The sequence below is a fragment of the Mesorhizobium sp. CA16 genome (genome assembly GCF_020165175.1).
Lineage (GTDB): Bacteria > Pseudomonadota > Alphaproteobacteria > Rhizobiales > Rhizobiaceae > Mesorhizobium.
This window is the reverse complement of sequence record NZ_JAIUHP010000031.1, coordinates 25,101-38,227: the sequence shown is the minus strand read 5'-3', so window position 1 is coordinate 38,227 and position 13,127 is coordinate 25,101. Positions and strand designations below refer to the sequence as shown.

At 65.1% G+C, this 13,127-nt stretch carries 12 protein-coding genes; 2 read left to right on the top strand and 10 right to left on the bottom strand.

Annotated elements, in window-relative coordinates; genetic code table 11:
• The first annotated feature begins 65 nt into the window (after positions 1-65).
• Positions 66-947, top strand: coding sequence for a LysR family transcriptional regulator (locus LB525_RS27380; RefSeq protein ID WP_224549445.1), 882 nt, complete (start codon positions 66-68; stop codon positions 945-947).
• A gap of 399 nt (positions 948-1,346) precedes the next feature.
• Here the strand turns inward: LB525_RS27380 and LB525_RS27375 are convergent, their stop codons facing one another.
• The 9 genes from LB525_RS27375 to rsfS all read right to left on the bottom strand — a co-directional run bounded on the left by LB525_RS27375 (position 1,347) and on the right by rsfS (position 10,482).
• On the bottom strand, positions 1,347-1,919 hold the full coding sequence (locus tag LB525_RS27375) for a hypothetical protein (protein WP_224549443.1): 573 nt from the start codon (positions 1,917-1,919) through the stop codon (positions 1,347-1,349).
• A gap of 147 nt (positions 1,920-2,066) precedes the next feature.
• The gene (locus tag LB525_RS27370; protein ID WP_224549440.1) at positions 2,067-3,329 is read right to left on the bottom strand and encodes a D-amino acid dehydrogenase; all 1,263 of its coding nucleotides are present in this window, start codon (positions 3,327-3,329) and stop codon (positions 2,067-2,069) included.
• A gap of 87 nt (positions 3,330-3,416) precedes the next feature.
• The gene (gene alr, locus LB525_RS27365) at positions 3,417-4,568 is read right to left on the bottom strand and encodes an alanine racemase (protein WP_224549439.1); all 1,152 of its coding nucleotides are present in this window, start codon (positions 4,566-4,568) and stop codon (positions 3,417-3,419) included.
• Between the two features lie 76 nt (positions 4,569-4,644).
• Positions 4,645-5,160, bottom strand: a complete 516-nt coding sequence (locus LB525_RS27360) for an RNA pyrophosphohydrolase (protein ID WP_140723373.1) — start codon at positions 5,158-5,160, stop codon at positions 4,645-4,647.
• A 162-nt stretch (positions 5,161-5,322) separates the two neighbouring features.
• A complete protein-coding gene (locus LB525_RS27355; RefSeq protein WP_224549437.1) occupies positions 5,323-6,513 on the bottom strand; it encodes a divergent polysaccharide deacetylase family protein in 1,191 nt (396 codons plus the stop codon).
• Between the two features lie 184 nt (positions 6,514-6,697).
• Entirely contained in the window at positions 6,698-8,029 is a 1,332-nt protein-coding gene (locus tag LB525_RS27350) for a S41 family peptidase (protein ID WP_176477009.1), read from the bottom strand.
• Position 8,030: 1 nt separating this feature from the next.
• Positions 8,031-9,365: a murein hydrolase activator EnvC family protein gene (locus LB525_RS27345; protein WP_224549435.1), complete on the bottom strand. Its 1,335-nt coding sequence runs from the start codon at positions 9,363-9,365 to the stop codon at positions 8,031-8,033.
• Between the two features lie 195 nt (positions 9,366-9,560).
• Positions 9,561-10,043, bottom strand: a complete 483-nt coding sequence (gene rlmH, locus LB525_RS27340; protein ID WP_224549433.1) for a 23S rRNA (pseudouridine(1915)-N(3))-methyltransferase RlmH — start codon at positions 10,041-10,043, stop codon at positions 9,561-9,563.
• 61 nt (positions 10,044-10,104) lie between these two features.
• Entirely contained in the window at positions 10,105-10,482 is a 378-nt protein-coding gene (rsfS, locus tag LB525_RS27335; RefSeq protein ID WP_095767215.1) for a ribosome silencing factor, read from the bottom strand.
• Between the two features lie 244 nt (positions 10,483-10,726).
• On the opposite strand from rsfS, the gene LB525_RS27330 reads away from it, so the two are divergent.
• A complete protein-coding gene (locus LB525_RS27330; protein ID WP_224549447.1) occupies positions 10,727-11,578 on the top strand; it encodes a mechanosensitive ion channel family protein in 852 nt (283 codons plus the stop codon).
• Between the two features lie 27 nt (positions 11,579-11,605).
• Here LB525_RS27330 and LB525_RS27325 read toward each other — a convergent pair whose 3' ends face one another.
• The gene (locus LB525_RS27325; RefSeq protein ID WP_224549431.1) at positions 11,606-12,892 is read right to left on the bottom strand and encodes an MFS transporter; all 1,287 of its coding nucleotides are present in this window, start codon (positions 12,890-12,892) and stop codon (positions 11,606-11,608) included.
• Between the last annotated feature and the right edge of the window lie 235 nt (positions 12,893-13,127).

Genomic DNA, 13,127 nt, shown 5'->3' with positions numbered 1-13,127 from the left:
ATGTCCGGCAGGACAGAGGGGGGTGGGCGGGAACGCGGCGCTGCCGGCTAAAACGGACCACTCCCATGAACTGGGATGACGTCCGCATCTTCCTTGCAGTCGCCCGCGCCGGCCAGATCCTCGGTGCCGCCAAGCGCCTGGAGCTCAACCACGCCACCGTCTCGCGCCGCATCGCCGCGCTCGAAGAGGCGCTTCGCACAAAGCTCTTCCGCCGCCTGACCACCGGCAGCGAGCTGACGCCGGCCGGCGAGCGCTTCCTCGACATAGCCGAGCGCATGGAAGGCGACATGATCGCAGCGCGCTCGACCATTGCCGGCGAGGGCGACGATGTTTCGGGCACGGTGCGCATCGGCGCGCCGGACGGATTTGGCGTCGCCTTCCTGGCAAAGCGGCTGGGCGAGTTGACTGCGCTGCACCGCGAGCTCACCATCCAGCTGGTGCCGGTGCCGCGGTCCTTCTCCCTGTCGCGCCGCGAGGCCGATATCGCGATCACCGTCGAGCGGCCGAGCGAAGGGCGGCTGGTGGCGGGCAAGCTGGTCGACTACACGCTCGGCCTGTTCGCCTCCCGCGCCTATGCCGAAGCCAACGGCCTGCCGAAAGCGCCGGCCGAGCTCGGCCGGCACACGCTGATCGGCTATGTGCCGGACCTCATCGTCAGCCCCTCGCTCGACTATGCTGCCGAGTTCAGCCCCGAATGGCGCACCAGCTTTGCCATCTCCTCGGCGCTTGGCCAGGCCGAAGCGGTGCGCTCCGGCGCCGGCATCGGCATCCTCCACACTTTTGTCGCCCATTCGATGCCGGAGCTGGTGCCGGTCGACATCGTCGCGCCCATCCGCCGCGCCTATTGGCTGGTCTATCATGAATCGGTGCGGCCGCTGCGCCGCGTGCAGCTGGTCGCCAACTTCATCACCAAGGCCGTGGAACGCGAGCGCGGCCTTTTTGTCTAGAACACGATCTAGGACCGCTTGACCAGAACGTTCCCGGGACAGAAATCTGACCGGTGTTCGCGTTGACAGATGGTATGCCTTGGAGATTGGCCGAAACGGTCCGGCCTCGTCATCCACGGGCGGAGCAAGGAGCGAAGCGACGCGCGCAGACCCGAGGATCCATTCCGTGTCGCATGAGCGCTGCCGCGGTGCAGAATTCTGCTCAGCTGCACTCTTTGATCAGAATCACGGAATGGATTCCAGGGTCTCCGCGACGCCGCTCCGCGGCTGCTCCGCCCTGGAATGACGAGGTTGAGAGGCTTCAGCCAATTCCCAACGTCTGCGCTGATTCACCGAAATGGACGGTGAAAATCTTGCCGCTGACAAGCCCGCAACCCTTCAAATGCCTGCAGTGAGGAATTAATCCGCGTCGAGCACGAAGGAACTCACGATCTTGTCGGCCTCGTCCGCAAGCGGCGCCCATTTGCGCTCTACCTCTTCGGAGTTGTCGCCCGCGACCCCGCAATCGACGAAGCCGTAATGCGAGCTGCGCAGCGTCAGCGCGATGCGGGAATGGCCGTAGAAGCTGACATTCTCGTCGGCATAGTGGAAATCCATCTCGGCTATGCGCACCGGATAGCCGTCCGGAAAATGCGCCAACCTGTCCTGGCGGAAGGCGGCCGACTGATAGGCGACGCCGACCATGGTCTGCCAGTTGCTCACCTTCCAGTCTTCCTCCATGAACGCCCTAACATCGGGCGGATTGTCGGGAGCGGTCGGATCATAGGCATTTTCCGACACGCGGCAGGTGAGCCCTCCTTCGCCGGATTTGATCTTGAGCCGAATGGTGTTGTCAAAGGCGGTTTCGCTCGCCCATTGCTCGGGATAGGTCAGCGAAAAGCCGTGCTCCTTGTCGTGAACGGTTTTGTCCGCTGCCAGCGCCGCCGGGGCGCAGGTCAGACAGGCGGCCGCCGCAAAAAGAAAAAGACGCATCCGAAGTCCCCTCGCTGCGGCCGACTTTATCACAGGCAGTTGGTCGCCGCCGCCTTGCCAGCGCCAGGCTCTACCGGCTGCTGTTCAGCGGCAGCTGGGTCATGGAGGCGTTCTGAGCCGAGCCCGCCGAAGCAACTGCAAAGCCCCTCAGATAGGTTTGAGATACCGCTCCGGACTGAGGTCGCGCGCGTTGATCTCCGGCACCCGGTTGGACATGATGTCGGCCAGCACCTTGGCCGAGCCGCAGGCCATGGTCCAGCCGAGCGTGCCGTGGCCGGTGTTGAGATAGAGGTTGGCAACCTCGCTTTGCCCGATCAAGGGCGGTCCATCCGGCGTCATCGGCCGCAAGCCGCACCAGAAGCTCGCCGCCTTGAGATCGCCGCCGCCGGGGAAGAGATCGCCGACCGAGTGTTCGAGCGTGCGGCGGCGCGATTCCTGCAGGCGAAGGTCGTAGCCCGAAATCTCCGCCGTGCCGCCGACCCGGATGCGGTCGCCGAGTCTGGTGATCGCCACCTTGTAGGTCTCGTCCATGACGGTCGACACAGGCGCGGCCTCGGCATTGTCGATCGGCACGGTGATCGAATAGCCCTTGACCGGATAGACCGGTATCGGCCGCCCCAGCGAGCGCATGAACTGCGCCGAATAGCTGCCCATCGCCATCACGAAGGCGTCCGCGGATTTCCATCCGCCCTCCGTGAGGACGTTGGTGAGGCGATTGCGGTTCCTGACGATACGCCGGATGGTCGAGCCGTATTCGAAGATCACGCCGCACGCCACGCACAGTTCTGCGAGCTTATCGGTGAACATCTTGCAGTCGCCGGTCTCGTCGCCCGGAAGCCTGAGGCCGCCGACGAATTTCTCACGCACCGCCGCGAGGGCCGGCTCGGCGGCGATACAGCCGTCGCGGTCGAGGATCTCGTAAGGCACACCGTATTTCTTCAGCACCTCGACGTCGCCGCCGGTGCCGTCGAGCTGCTTTTGCTTGCGGAACAGCTGCAGCGTGCCTTTGGTCCGTTCGTCGTAAGTGATGCCGGTCGCCTCTCGCAGCGCCTTCAGCGTGTCGCGGCTGTATTCGGCAAGCGGCACCATGCGCGATTTGTTGAGCGCGTAGCGCTCGGCCGTGCAGTTGCGCAGCATCTTGAGGAGCCAGGTCCACATATTCGGGTCGAAGGCCGGCCGCACGACCAGCGGGCCGTACTTCATCAACAGCCATTTGACGGCTTTGACCGGGATACCGGGCCCGGCCCAGGGCGAGGCATAGCCCGGCGATACTTCGCCGGCATTGGCGAAGCTGGTTTCGAGCGCCGGCCCCGGCTGGCGATCGTAGACGGTCACTTCATGACCGGCCTCGGCGAGGAAGTAGGCGGTGGTGACCCCGATCACGCCGCCGCCCAGCACGATAACTTTCATCCAAGGCTCCCTCAAAGGCCGATCATGCCGCCCGAGGCATGGCCATTCCCTGTCTGCCGGATTTTGCAGCACTCGCCAAGGGCCGCGTTATCCGCCGATGTAACGGCGGTGAAAGCGCGCGCCCAGGCTGGTCAATATCTCATAGCCGATGGTACCGGCATGGCCGGCCGCGTCGTCGACGCTTTGCGACGGACCGATGAGCTCGACGAGGTCGCCTTCGCCGAGCCTACCTGCCGGAAGCGCCGAAATGTCGAGGATAATCGAGTCCATCGACACGCGCCCGACGAAGGGCAGTCGCACGCCCTCGAACCAGGCGGCCGAAGCGGCGCGACGGTGCCAGCCGTCGCCATAGCCCAGCGAAATGGTCGCGAGATCGAGCAGCCCGTCCGCCTGGTGGGTATGGCCATAGCCGATGCCGGTGCCGGCGCCGACCTGCCGCGTCTGCGCCACCTTGGCTTGCAGCCGTATGACCGGCAGCATCGGATTGGGTGCGTGTGGTGTCGGGTTGACGCCGTAGAGCGCGGCCCCCGGGCGGGCAAGATCATAGTGATAGGCCGGCCCGAGAAAGATGCCGGACGAGTTGGCCAAGGAGGCGGGCGCCGCGGGCAGCATCCTGCGCAGCCTTTCGAATTCGTGCCGCTGCCTCTCGTTCGCCGCCTGTTGCGGCTCGTCGGCGCGGGCGAGATGGCTCATGACAAAACGAATGTCGACGCCATCGAAGGCGCCGGTCTCCCCCGCGACCGCCTCGACTTCCGCCGGCGCCATGCCGAGCCTTGCCATGCCGCTGTCGACCTGGATGGCGGCGGCAAGGCTTTGGCCCATGCCTCGCGCGGTCTCGCGCCAGGCCTTAAGCTGCATGGCGCTGTTGATGACCGGGCAAAGCCCGGCCGCCGCGGCTTCCGATTCAGAACCCGGAGGCAGCCCGTTCAGCACGGAGATGTCCGGCCCCGGGCCGATCGCCTTGCGCAGCGCGATACCTTCGCCGAGCAGCGCGACGAAGAAGATGTCGCAGCCCTCTTTCGCCAGCGCCGAGGCCACCTGGGCGGCGCCAAGTCCGTATCCGTCAGCCTTGAGCACCCCGGCGCAGCGGACGCCGTCCAGCCGCGCCTTCAGCCGGCGGTAGTTTTCCCGGATGGCGCCGAGGTCGATCGTCAGGATCGCGCCGGCGGCGGCCTCGCTCACGGTCGAACCACTGCTTGCATCATGTGCCGGAAACCCGCGTCCGGTGTCGTCGCTCATGGCGACCCCCGCTCATTGCATCGGCAATCAATACGGCCATGGGGCGGCCGCGACAACCGGGACAGATGGCGGCCGCTCAAGGGACGAGATGCTGGAATGCCGCGACCACCTGCTCATAGACCTTGCGCTTGAACGGCACGATCAGGTCGGGCAGCTCCCGCATCGGCCGCCAGGCCCATTCATCGAACTCGGCCTTATGGCCACCGGGAGGCGGATTGATCTCGATCTCGCCTTCGTCGCCCTCGAAGCGGTAGGCGAACCATTTCTGCGTCTGGCCGCGATAGCGGCCCTTGAAGGCGACGCCGACCAGATGCTCCGGCAGGTCGTAATTGATCCAGCGCGGCGCCTCGGCCAGCAGCGACACGCTGCGCATGCCGGTCTCCTCGTAGAGCTCGCGCCCGGCGGCCTCGATCGGCTCCTCGCCCTTGTCGATGCCACCCTGCGGCATCTGCCAAAGCTGCGTCGTGCCGGCGAACTCGCTGTCCGGTTCGGCGATGCGGTGCCCAACCCAGACCAGGCCGGCTTTGTTGAGGATCATCAGCCCGACGCACGGACGGTAAGGCAGCGTTTCGGGATCGATCGTCTTGGCCATGGGGGCAGCGTTCCGTGTGAGTAGTGAGTAGTGAGTAGTGAATGGTGACGGCATTAAAAACCGTGGCGCGGCACTGAAAATCTTCTACTACTTACTACTTACTACTTACTACTTACTACTTACTACTTACTAATCACTATTCACCACTGACCATTCACACAGCTAGCCTTTTTGCGGATCGATCGCCACCGCCGAGATCGGCACGATCTCGATGCCGCGCTTCTTCGCTTCGGCGATCCACGAGGTCACCGTGTCGACGGTGATATCGAAGGCCGAACCGATGCCGACGGCGCTGCCCTTGGCCCGCGCCGTCGCTTCGAGGCTGTCCAGCTTCTTTAGGATTTCGCCGCGATCCTGCACGGCATCGATCGCCATGTCGCCGGCGACGAATGGCACGCCATCCTTCAACGCCAGGTCAGGCGCCACACTGCGCGATGACGAGCCATCATCGATATAGGCAAGCCCCCGCTTGCCGAGCTCGGCCATCAACGGTTCCATCGCCGAGGCGTCGGCCGAGAAGCGCGCGCCCATATAGTTCATGACCCCGGTATAGTTGGTCGTGCGCGACAGGGCCCAGTGAAGGCTCTTCAGGTTCTCGTCCGGGCTGGCCGCGACAGTCAGCGTGTTGCGGCCGGGATTGACGTTCGGATAATCGAACGGCTCGAGCGGCACCTGCATGACGATCTCATGCCCGCTTTGCCTTGCCGTCTGCATCCAGCGGCCGATGCTGTTGCCTTGCGGCGCGAAGGCCAACGTCACTTCGGCCGGCAGCTTGGCGATCGCCGCCTGCGTGCCGGTCTGCGACACGGCAAGTCCGCCGATGACGATCGCCACCCGCGCCCCGCGCGCGCCTGACCAAGGCCGCGCATAAACGTCGAACGGCCGCCGGCCGTCGGCGCTGCGGATCGGCAGCGGTCCGGTGTCGCCGGCCTCGATCAGCGCCCTGTCCGGGATATGGGCGACCTTGAGGTTCTGGCCGAGCGTCGACGGATCGCGAATCACGATCGCGGCCTTCGGCGGGCCGTCGCCTTCTTCGGTCTGGACGTGGATGATCTGCGGGCCGCCGCTCTTCATCGGCGTGCTGGCCTGTGGCGCCGCCGCCATCGGAGCCGGGGCGGGCTCCGCTGTTGCCGCAGGAGCAGCCTCGGCGGTGATCTTCGGCGTGGAGACGGCGACTTCTTCCGGCTTGCGGAACGGCCTTTCACGCAGCGCAATAGCGCCGGAAACACCGATCACGCCAAGCGCGGCCAGCACCGCGATGAGCGAGCCGGAGCCGATGCCGCGCGAGGCCTTGCGCTGAGGCCGGATGGTCTGTCCGAGCGGGCGTTCGATGTCCTTGCCGATCTCAGCCAAGTCGTGTTTCCCCGGAAGCACGCCAGGGTCACGTTTTTCGTGACATCTCGCGTGAACTTCGCAATCGCCGGCGCGGTACCCAGACGCGTGGCGCCCCGACCGCGGTCCTCGAATCAAACTGCCGGAACCTCGCGGCCCCGGCAGCATTGCATTGCTTCTCGCAGCCGGCCAGAGCCGGACCGCATTACTGGTTCAGCACGGCCTTGTCCGGGTTCGGCGGGAACGACGGATCGGTCTTTTCGCCGCGCAGAAGCTGCTCGGCATAGATCAGCTGCAGGTCGTTCTTCGGATCCGGCGGCACATAGGCGGCCGAGCCCGAGCCGGTGGAGCTCTCGTCGGCGCCCTTGATGTGGCCCTTGAGGTCGGATTCGCCGCGGGTCAGGTCGCGGCCCTGCAGATCCGGGGGCAACGGCTGGTCGACCTTGATGTCGGGCGTGATGCCCTTGCCCTGGATCGACTTGCCCGACGGCGTGTAATAGAGCGCCGTCGTCAGCCTGAGCGCGCCGTTCTCGCCGAGCGGGATGATGGTCTGCACCGAGCCCTTGCCGAAGGACTGCGTGCCGACCACCGTGACGCGGCGCAGGTCCTGCAGCGCGCCGGCGACGATTTCCGAGGCGCTCGCCGAGCCGCCATTGACCAGCACGATCATCGGCTTGCCGTTGATGTCGTCGACCTGCTTCGGCTTGGCGTCGAAGCGGGTGACGTCCTTCGGATCGCGGCCGCGCGTCGAGACGATCTCGCCGCGCTTGAGGAAGGCGTCCGACACGCTGACCGCCTGGTCGAGCAGGCCGCCCGGATTGAGGCGCAGGTCGAGCACATAGCCCTTCAGCTTATCGTTCGGCACCTGTTTCTTGATGTTCTCGATGGCGTTCTCGAGATCGTCATAGGTCTTCTCGGTGAAGGAGGTGATCTTCATGTAGCCGATGTCGTTCTCGACCCGGTACTTCACCGCCTTGACCTTGATGATGTCGCGCACCACCGTCAGCTCGATCGGCTTGTCGGCGCCCTGGCGCAGGATGGTGAGCTTGATCGGCGTGTTGACCGGCCCGCGCATCTTCTCGACCGCGTCGTTGAGGGTGAGGCCGCGAACCTCCTCGCCGTCGATCTTGGCGATATAATCACCGGAAAGCACGCCCGCCTTGGCGGCCGGCGTGTCGTCGATCGGCGTGATCACCTTGACGAGGTCGTTTTCCATGGTGACCTCGATGCCGAGGCCGCCGAACTCGCCCTTTGTCTGCACGCGCATGTCCTGCGCCTGCTCGGCATTCATGTAGGAGGAGTGCGGGTCGAGCGAGGACAGCATGCCGTTGATGGCGTTCTCGACCAGCGATTTGTCGTCCGGCGGCGTCACGTAATTGGCGCGCACGCGTTCGAAGATGTCGCCGAAGATCGCCAGCTGCTTGTAGGTTTCCGAACCCGCAGCATTCGCCGCCGAACCCGGTGCGCCGTAGACCAGGCTCATTGCCGATGCGCCCATCAGCGCGCCGGCAAACAGAAGCGACAGTTTCCGCATCATTTCACGTCCTTCCAGAAAATCGGTCCGCCCACCATGGGGCCGGATCGACGGGTTTTCCATCTTTGCGGAACTCAACATAGAGTTCCAGCGCCGCATTTCCATTTCGCGAGGCCGAGGTGCTTGCCACCCGGGCCTCTCCCATCGCGCCGATCGGCTCTCCTGCGAGCACCGACTGTCCGGTCGCGACGCTGATTCTGCTCATCCCCGCCAGAACGACATGATACCCGTCGCCTGCGTTGAGGATCAAGAGTTGACCATAGGAGCGAAACGGCCCCGCATAAAGCACGTTTCCATCCGCCGGCGCGGTGACGATGGCTCCCGATTGTGTCGCAACCATGTCGCCTTGCATCGCCGCGCCATTGCCGTCGTCGGCGCCGAAACGCAGCTTGATCTTGCCGATGACCGGCAACGCGATCTGGCCTTGCAATGCCGAGAACGGCGCCGATCCCGTGAGACGGTTCGCTTCCGGCACCGGCAGCGCAGCGAGCTCGGTGGTCGAGGCCGTGGTGTCGTTGTCCGCCGATTTGCGCTCGCCCGCCTTGGCCTGGTCCTGCGCCTTGCGCGCCTTGTCGGCCTCCAGCGAGGCGATCAGGTCCTTGAGGCTGCTCGCCTTCGCCGCCAGCTGCTGCGAGTGCTGCTGCTCTGCCGCCATCGCGGCCTGGGTGTCGGCCTGCAGCTTCTTCTTGGCCTCGAGCAGCATGGTGAGCCGCTTCTTCTCCGCCGTCTGGTCGGTGACGGCGGTGGCGAGCCTGGCCCGCTCGGCCTCGATCGAGGCCGTCACACGCGTCTGCTCCTTGAGATCGGCCATCAGCCGGTCGGTCTGCTGGCGCAGTTCCGGCACCACGGCGCCGAGCAGGATGGCGCTGCGCACCGACGACAGCGCATCCTCGGGCTTGACCAGGATCGCCGGCGGCGGATTGAGCCCCATGCGCTGCAATGCGCCGAGCACTTCGGCCAACACGTCGCGCCGCGCCATCAGCGAGGCGCGCAGCTTATTTTGCTCGGCCTTCAGCCCTTCGAGCTTGGCGCCGATATCCTCGATGTCCTGACCGAGCTTCTGCTCCGTCATCGCCGACTGGATGAGCGCCGCGGTGATCGAAGCATAGTCCTTGCGCACCGAAGCGATGTCGGCGGCGAGCTTGCCCAGCCGCTCCGACGAGAGCGTGATCTCCTTGGAAACCTGCTCGTATTCGGCCCGGCTCTGATCCGGGTCGGGCGCTAGGTCGAGCGAATTTGCGGCCGCCTGGACCGGACCGAGCGCGACCAGGGCGGCGACAAGGGTCAAGCCGCAGCGGATGCGCCAGGCGCGCGTAATCGGGTACCAGCCTTCAGACATCAGGCCTCTAACCTATCCGCCGCTTCGTTAACGAACCATCAACCATGTTGGAAGCGCCGCTCAGAGCAATTCCAGGAAAGTGCGTAACGGTTTTCCGTCCGGGATTGCGTAAAACAGAATACCCCGTTGCCGCGCGATTGAGGCAGAAATCCTGGCGTGGGCCGGCAATCCCCAGCTTCTTGGCCGTCGAGCCATTCACGATCGATGATACGGGTGACCCGCCAGGATCGTCGCGATCCGGTAAAGCTGCTCGCCCAGCATGACGCGCACCAGCTGGTGCGGCCAAGTCAGCGCGCCGAAGGATAGCGTAAGATCGGCTTGCTCGCGCAAGGATCTGTCATGGCCGTCGGCGCCACCGATCGCGACGACCAGCGCCTTGCGGCCGCCGTCGCGCAACTGGCCGATGCGGGCGGCCAGGTCTTCCGAAGAAAGCGACTTGCCGCGTTCGTCGAGCAGGATGAGAACGGTGCCGGACTGCAATTGCGCCTGCAGCTTCTGGGCTTCCTCACGGCGGCGCTCGTCGGCGCTCTGTCCGCGGCTCTCGGGGATTTCGACAATGCCGGCAAACTCCAGCCCGACCGCGGGCCCGCTCTTGGCGAAGCGCTCGAAATAGCGGTCGGCGAGTTCTCTCTCGGGGCCGGTCTTCATCCGGCCCACGGCATGAACGGTGATCTTCATCCTCGCCCCGGCGAGCTTGTCCTAACGCGCACCGTGACGGTTCACGGCACGCGGATCAGGCTCAGTGCAAGGTTTCTTCCTCGAGATCCGGCGCCTGCCACATCTTTTCGAGATTGTAGAATTCGCGGACTTCGGGGCGGAAGACGTGGACGATGATGTCGCCCGAATCGATCAGGACCCAGTCGGCGCTGGCCAGCCCCTCGACGCGCGCATTGCCGAGGCCGGCATCCTTCAGCGCCTTGAGGAGATGATCGGCGACAGCCGAGACATGACGGTGCGATCGGCCCGAGGCGATGACCATATAGTCGCCGAGGCTCGATTTTCCCTGGATGTCGATTGAGACGATGTTTTCGGCCTTGGAGTCTTCCAGACTGGCAAGGACTGTGTCGATGGCGAGGGACGCGGCGTCGTTTCCGCTGATCCCTGCCGGCGAAGGCATGATGTCAGCCTTCTTCCGCAGTGCTGTCCTCAGTGTGTTTCCTTTCCCAACAAGAACAACCAAATCACCAGGCAAATCAGGTGACACCACTTAGATAGGCAGAGTTCCGTTGCAGTTTCAAGACGGGCGCCTTCGAAGCGTGATCTCCGCGCGACGTTGAGGAGGCGCTCCGCCAAGCCGCAAAAGGCGGGAACCGATGCCAGACGCACGGGTTATCGGCGCATTGACCAACGGGATACCCGCCATGCCCACCGACCCGCAAAGCGCCCTCATCACCATCCAGGCCGGACTTGCGCAGCTGAGCACGCTGATCGTCTCCTATTCCTTCTCGGCCGTCGGCGCCGTCATCCTCCTGGTTGTCGGGTATCTCGTGGCCGGGCTTGCCGAGCGCTCGATCTATGCCGGCCTCGGCCACATCCACGGCTTCGATGAGACCTTGCGGCATTTCTTCTCGCAGGTCGTGCGTTACGCCATCCTGATCCTTGTCGTCATCATGGTGCTCGGCCAATTCGGCGTGCAGACCGCCTCCATCATTGCGGCAATAGGCGCTGCCGGCCTGGCCATCGGGCTGGCGCTGCAAGGCACGCTGCAGAACATCGCCGCCGGCATCATGCTTCTGGCGCTCAGGCCCTTCCGCATCGGCGAATATGTCGAGGTCGGCGCGATTGCCGGCACCATCGAGGAGATCGGTCTCTTCGCCACCAAGCTGCGCTCCGTCGACGGTGTCTATGTGATGGCGCCCAATTCGACGCTGTGGAACCAGCCGGTGCGCAATTTCACCCGCAACGGCGTGCGGCGCACCGACGTCACCTTGAGCATCGGCTCGTGGAATGACATCGACCGCGCGCAAAAGACGCTGCTTGCCATCGCCGCCGCCGAAAAGCGCATCCGGCGCGAACCGGCGCCGATCGCCTTCGTGGCCAATCTCGGCGACACCACCGTTTCACTCACCTTGCGCTACTGGACGTCGGCCGCCGACTATTTCTCGACCCAGATCGACATGACCAAGCGCGCCAAGCAGGCTTTCGATACCGAGGGCATCTCGATCCCGCTGCCGCCTCCGGAAATGCCGGCGCCGGAGGCGCGCAAGCAATAGTCTCACCGGTTCTTCAGTGCCGGTTCTTCACTTGGAAGTGACCGACTCATCCTGCGCGAAGGCAAGCTCCACCGGCAGGGGCGTCTGCGCCGACATCGGCGCGAAACTGCCGCTTATGGCCGCGGGTGTCGGCCGGCCGGCCATCACGCGCCACAGCACGAACAGGCAGAAGGCCGATGCGATGACGATGCCGACATAGATGAAGGTCGCGGTGCCGAAGACGGCGGAAAGCGCCGTCACGATGCCGGGCACGATGAAGCCGGCCAGCGACCAGGCGAACAGCATCGAGCTCGACAGCGCCAGAAGCTCGTCCTTGCCGGCGCGGTCGGCGGCATGCGCGCTGGAGAGCGCGTAGATCGATTCCGACGCTCCGTCCCAGATGAGATAGATCACCACCAGCGCCATCAGCGCGCCGCCGTCGAAGACGATGGCAAGCACGCTGGCGATCGCCGCGAGCGCCGCCGCGCCCGCCAGCACGTAGCGCCGGTCGGTGCGGTCGGATATCCAGCCGAGCGGAATCTGCAGGATCAGCGTGCCGACCGGCATCGCCGACAACAGCAGCGCGATGTCGGCCTGGCTGTAGCCCTTGGCGGTGGCATGGATCGGCGCGAAGCCGGAGACGATCATCGACAGGCCGCCGACGGCGAGCATGCCGGCGACACCGACCGGCGAGATGCGCCAGGCACGGCGAAGCGCCACCGATGCGGCCTGCGGCGCCGGCGGCTGGGCAAGCCGCGTCATGCCGACCGGCAGGATGGAAAGCGCCGTGAAGGTGATGCCGATCAGCGCCGCCGCGGCCGTGTGGATGTCGATCACGGCGAGCGTCGCATAACCCACGCCTAGCCCGCCTATATAGGCGACATAGAACACCGCCATCACCCGGCCGCGGATCGAATTCGGCAAGGCATCGTTCAGCCAGCTCTGCGCGACGATGAACAGCCCGCAGATGGCGAAGCCGTAGAGCGCCCGGGCCGCGATCCATAAAAGCGGTATCGGCCCGGCGCCGATCGCGGCATTGGAAAGCGCGATCAGCGCCGAAAGCACCATGAAGGCGCGGGCGTGACCCACTCGCTTGACGAGCGGCCCGGTCAGGATGCAGCCGGCCAGCCCACCGGCCGAAAGCCCGGTGACGATCAGCCCGGCCCAGGTCGGGTCGAACCCGTCGGCGCCGAGGCGCACCGGGATATAAGCGAACATCAGCCCATTGCCGATCGCGATCAGCGCCATCGACACGATCACGCTGGCAATGGCGATCAGCGGCGCCGATTGCGCGGCGCGGGCGGGTTCGGTTGTGGTGGGGTTCTGCTTCAGCATGCTTGTGCAGCTTGGCTTAGCCGCAGGTTAAAAGCCGCCTCAAAAGCGACATGGCGCGCTTTCCCTTCCCCCTTGTGGGGGAAGGTGGATTGCCGCGAAGCGGCAAGACGGATGAGGGGTGTTCCAGCGGAGTGAGGCGTCGGCGACCTCGTCGCTAGACAAAACGGTGTCGCCAAGCTGGAACACCCCTCATCCGTCTCGGCGCTATCGCGCCGATCCACCTTCTCCCACAAGG

What these genes read in the sequence shown, in the direction of transcription:
- LB525_RS27380 (WP_224549445.1), top strand. Translation starts at nt 66, where the DNA reads ATGAACTGGGATGACGTCCGCATCTTCCTTGCAGTCGCCCGCGCCGGC.
- LB525_RS27375 (WP_224549443.1), bottom strand. Translation starts at nt 1,919, where the DNA reads ATGCGTCTTTTTCTTTTTGCGGCGGCCGCCTGTCTGACCTGCGCCCCG.
- LB525_RS27370 (WP_224549440.1), bottom strand. Translation starts at nt 3,329, where the DNA reads ATGAAAGTTATCGTGCTGGGCGGCGGCGTGATCGGGGTCACCACCGCC.
- alr (WP_224549439.1), bottom strand. Translation starts at nt 4,568, where the DNA reads ATGAGCGACGACACCGGACGCGGGTTTCCGGCACATGATGCAAGCAGT.
- LB525_RS27360 (WP_140723373.1), bottom strand. Translation starts at nt 5,160, where the DNA reads ATGGCCAAGACGATCGATCCCGAAACGCTGCCTTACCGTCCGTGCGTC.
- LB525_RS27350 (WP_176477009.1), bottom strand. Translation starts at nt 8,029, where the DNA reads ATGATGCGGAAACTGTCGCTTCTGTTTGCCGGCGCGCTGATGGGCGCA.
- LB525_RS27345 (WP_224549435.1), bottom strand. Translation starts at nt 9,365, where the DNA reads ATGTCTGAAGGCTGGTACCCGATTACGCGCGCCTGGCGCATCCGCTGC.
- rlmH (WP_224549433.1), bottom strand. Translation starts at nt 10,043, where the DNA reads ATGAAGATCACCGTTCATGCCGTGGGCCGGATGAAGACCGGCCCCGAG.
- rsfS (WP_095767215.1), bottom strand. Translation starts at nt 10,482, where the DNA reads ATGCCTTCGCCGGCAGGGATCAGCGGAAACGACGCCGCGTCCCTCGCC.
- LB525_RS27330 (WP_224549447.1), top strand. Translation starts at nt 10,727, where the DNA reads ATGCCCACCGACCCGCAAAGCGCCCTCATCACCATCCAGGCCGGACTT.
- LB525_RS27325 (WP_224549431.1), bottom strand. Translation starts at nt 12,892, where the DNA reads ATGCTGAAGCAGAACCCCACCACAACCGAACCCGCCCGCGCCGCGCAA.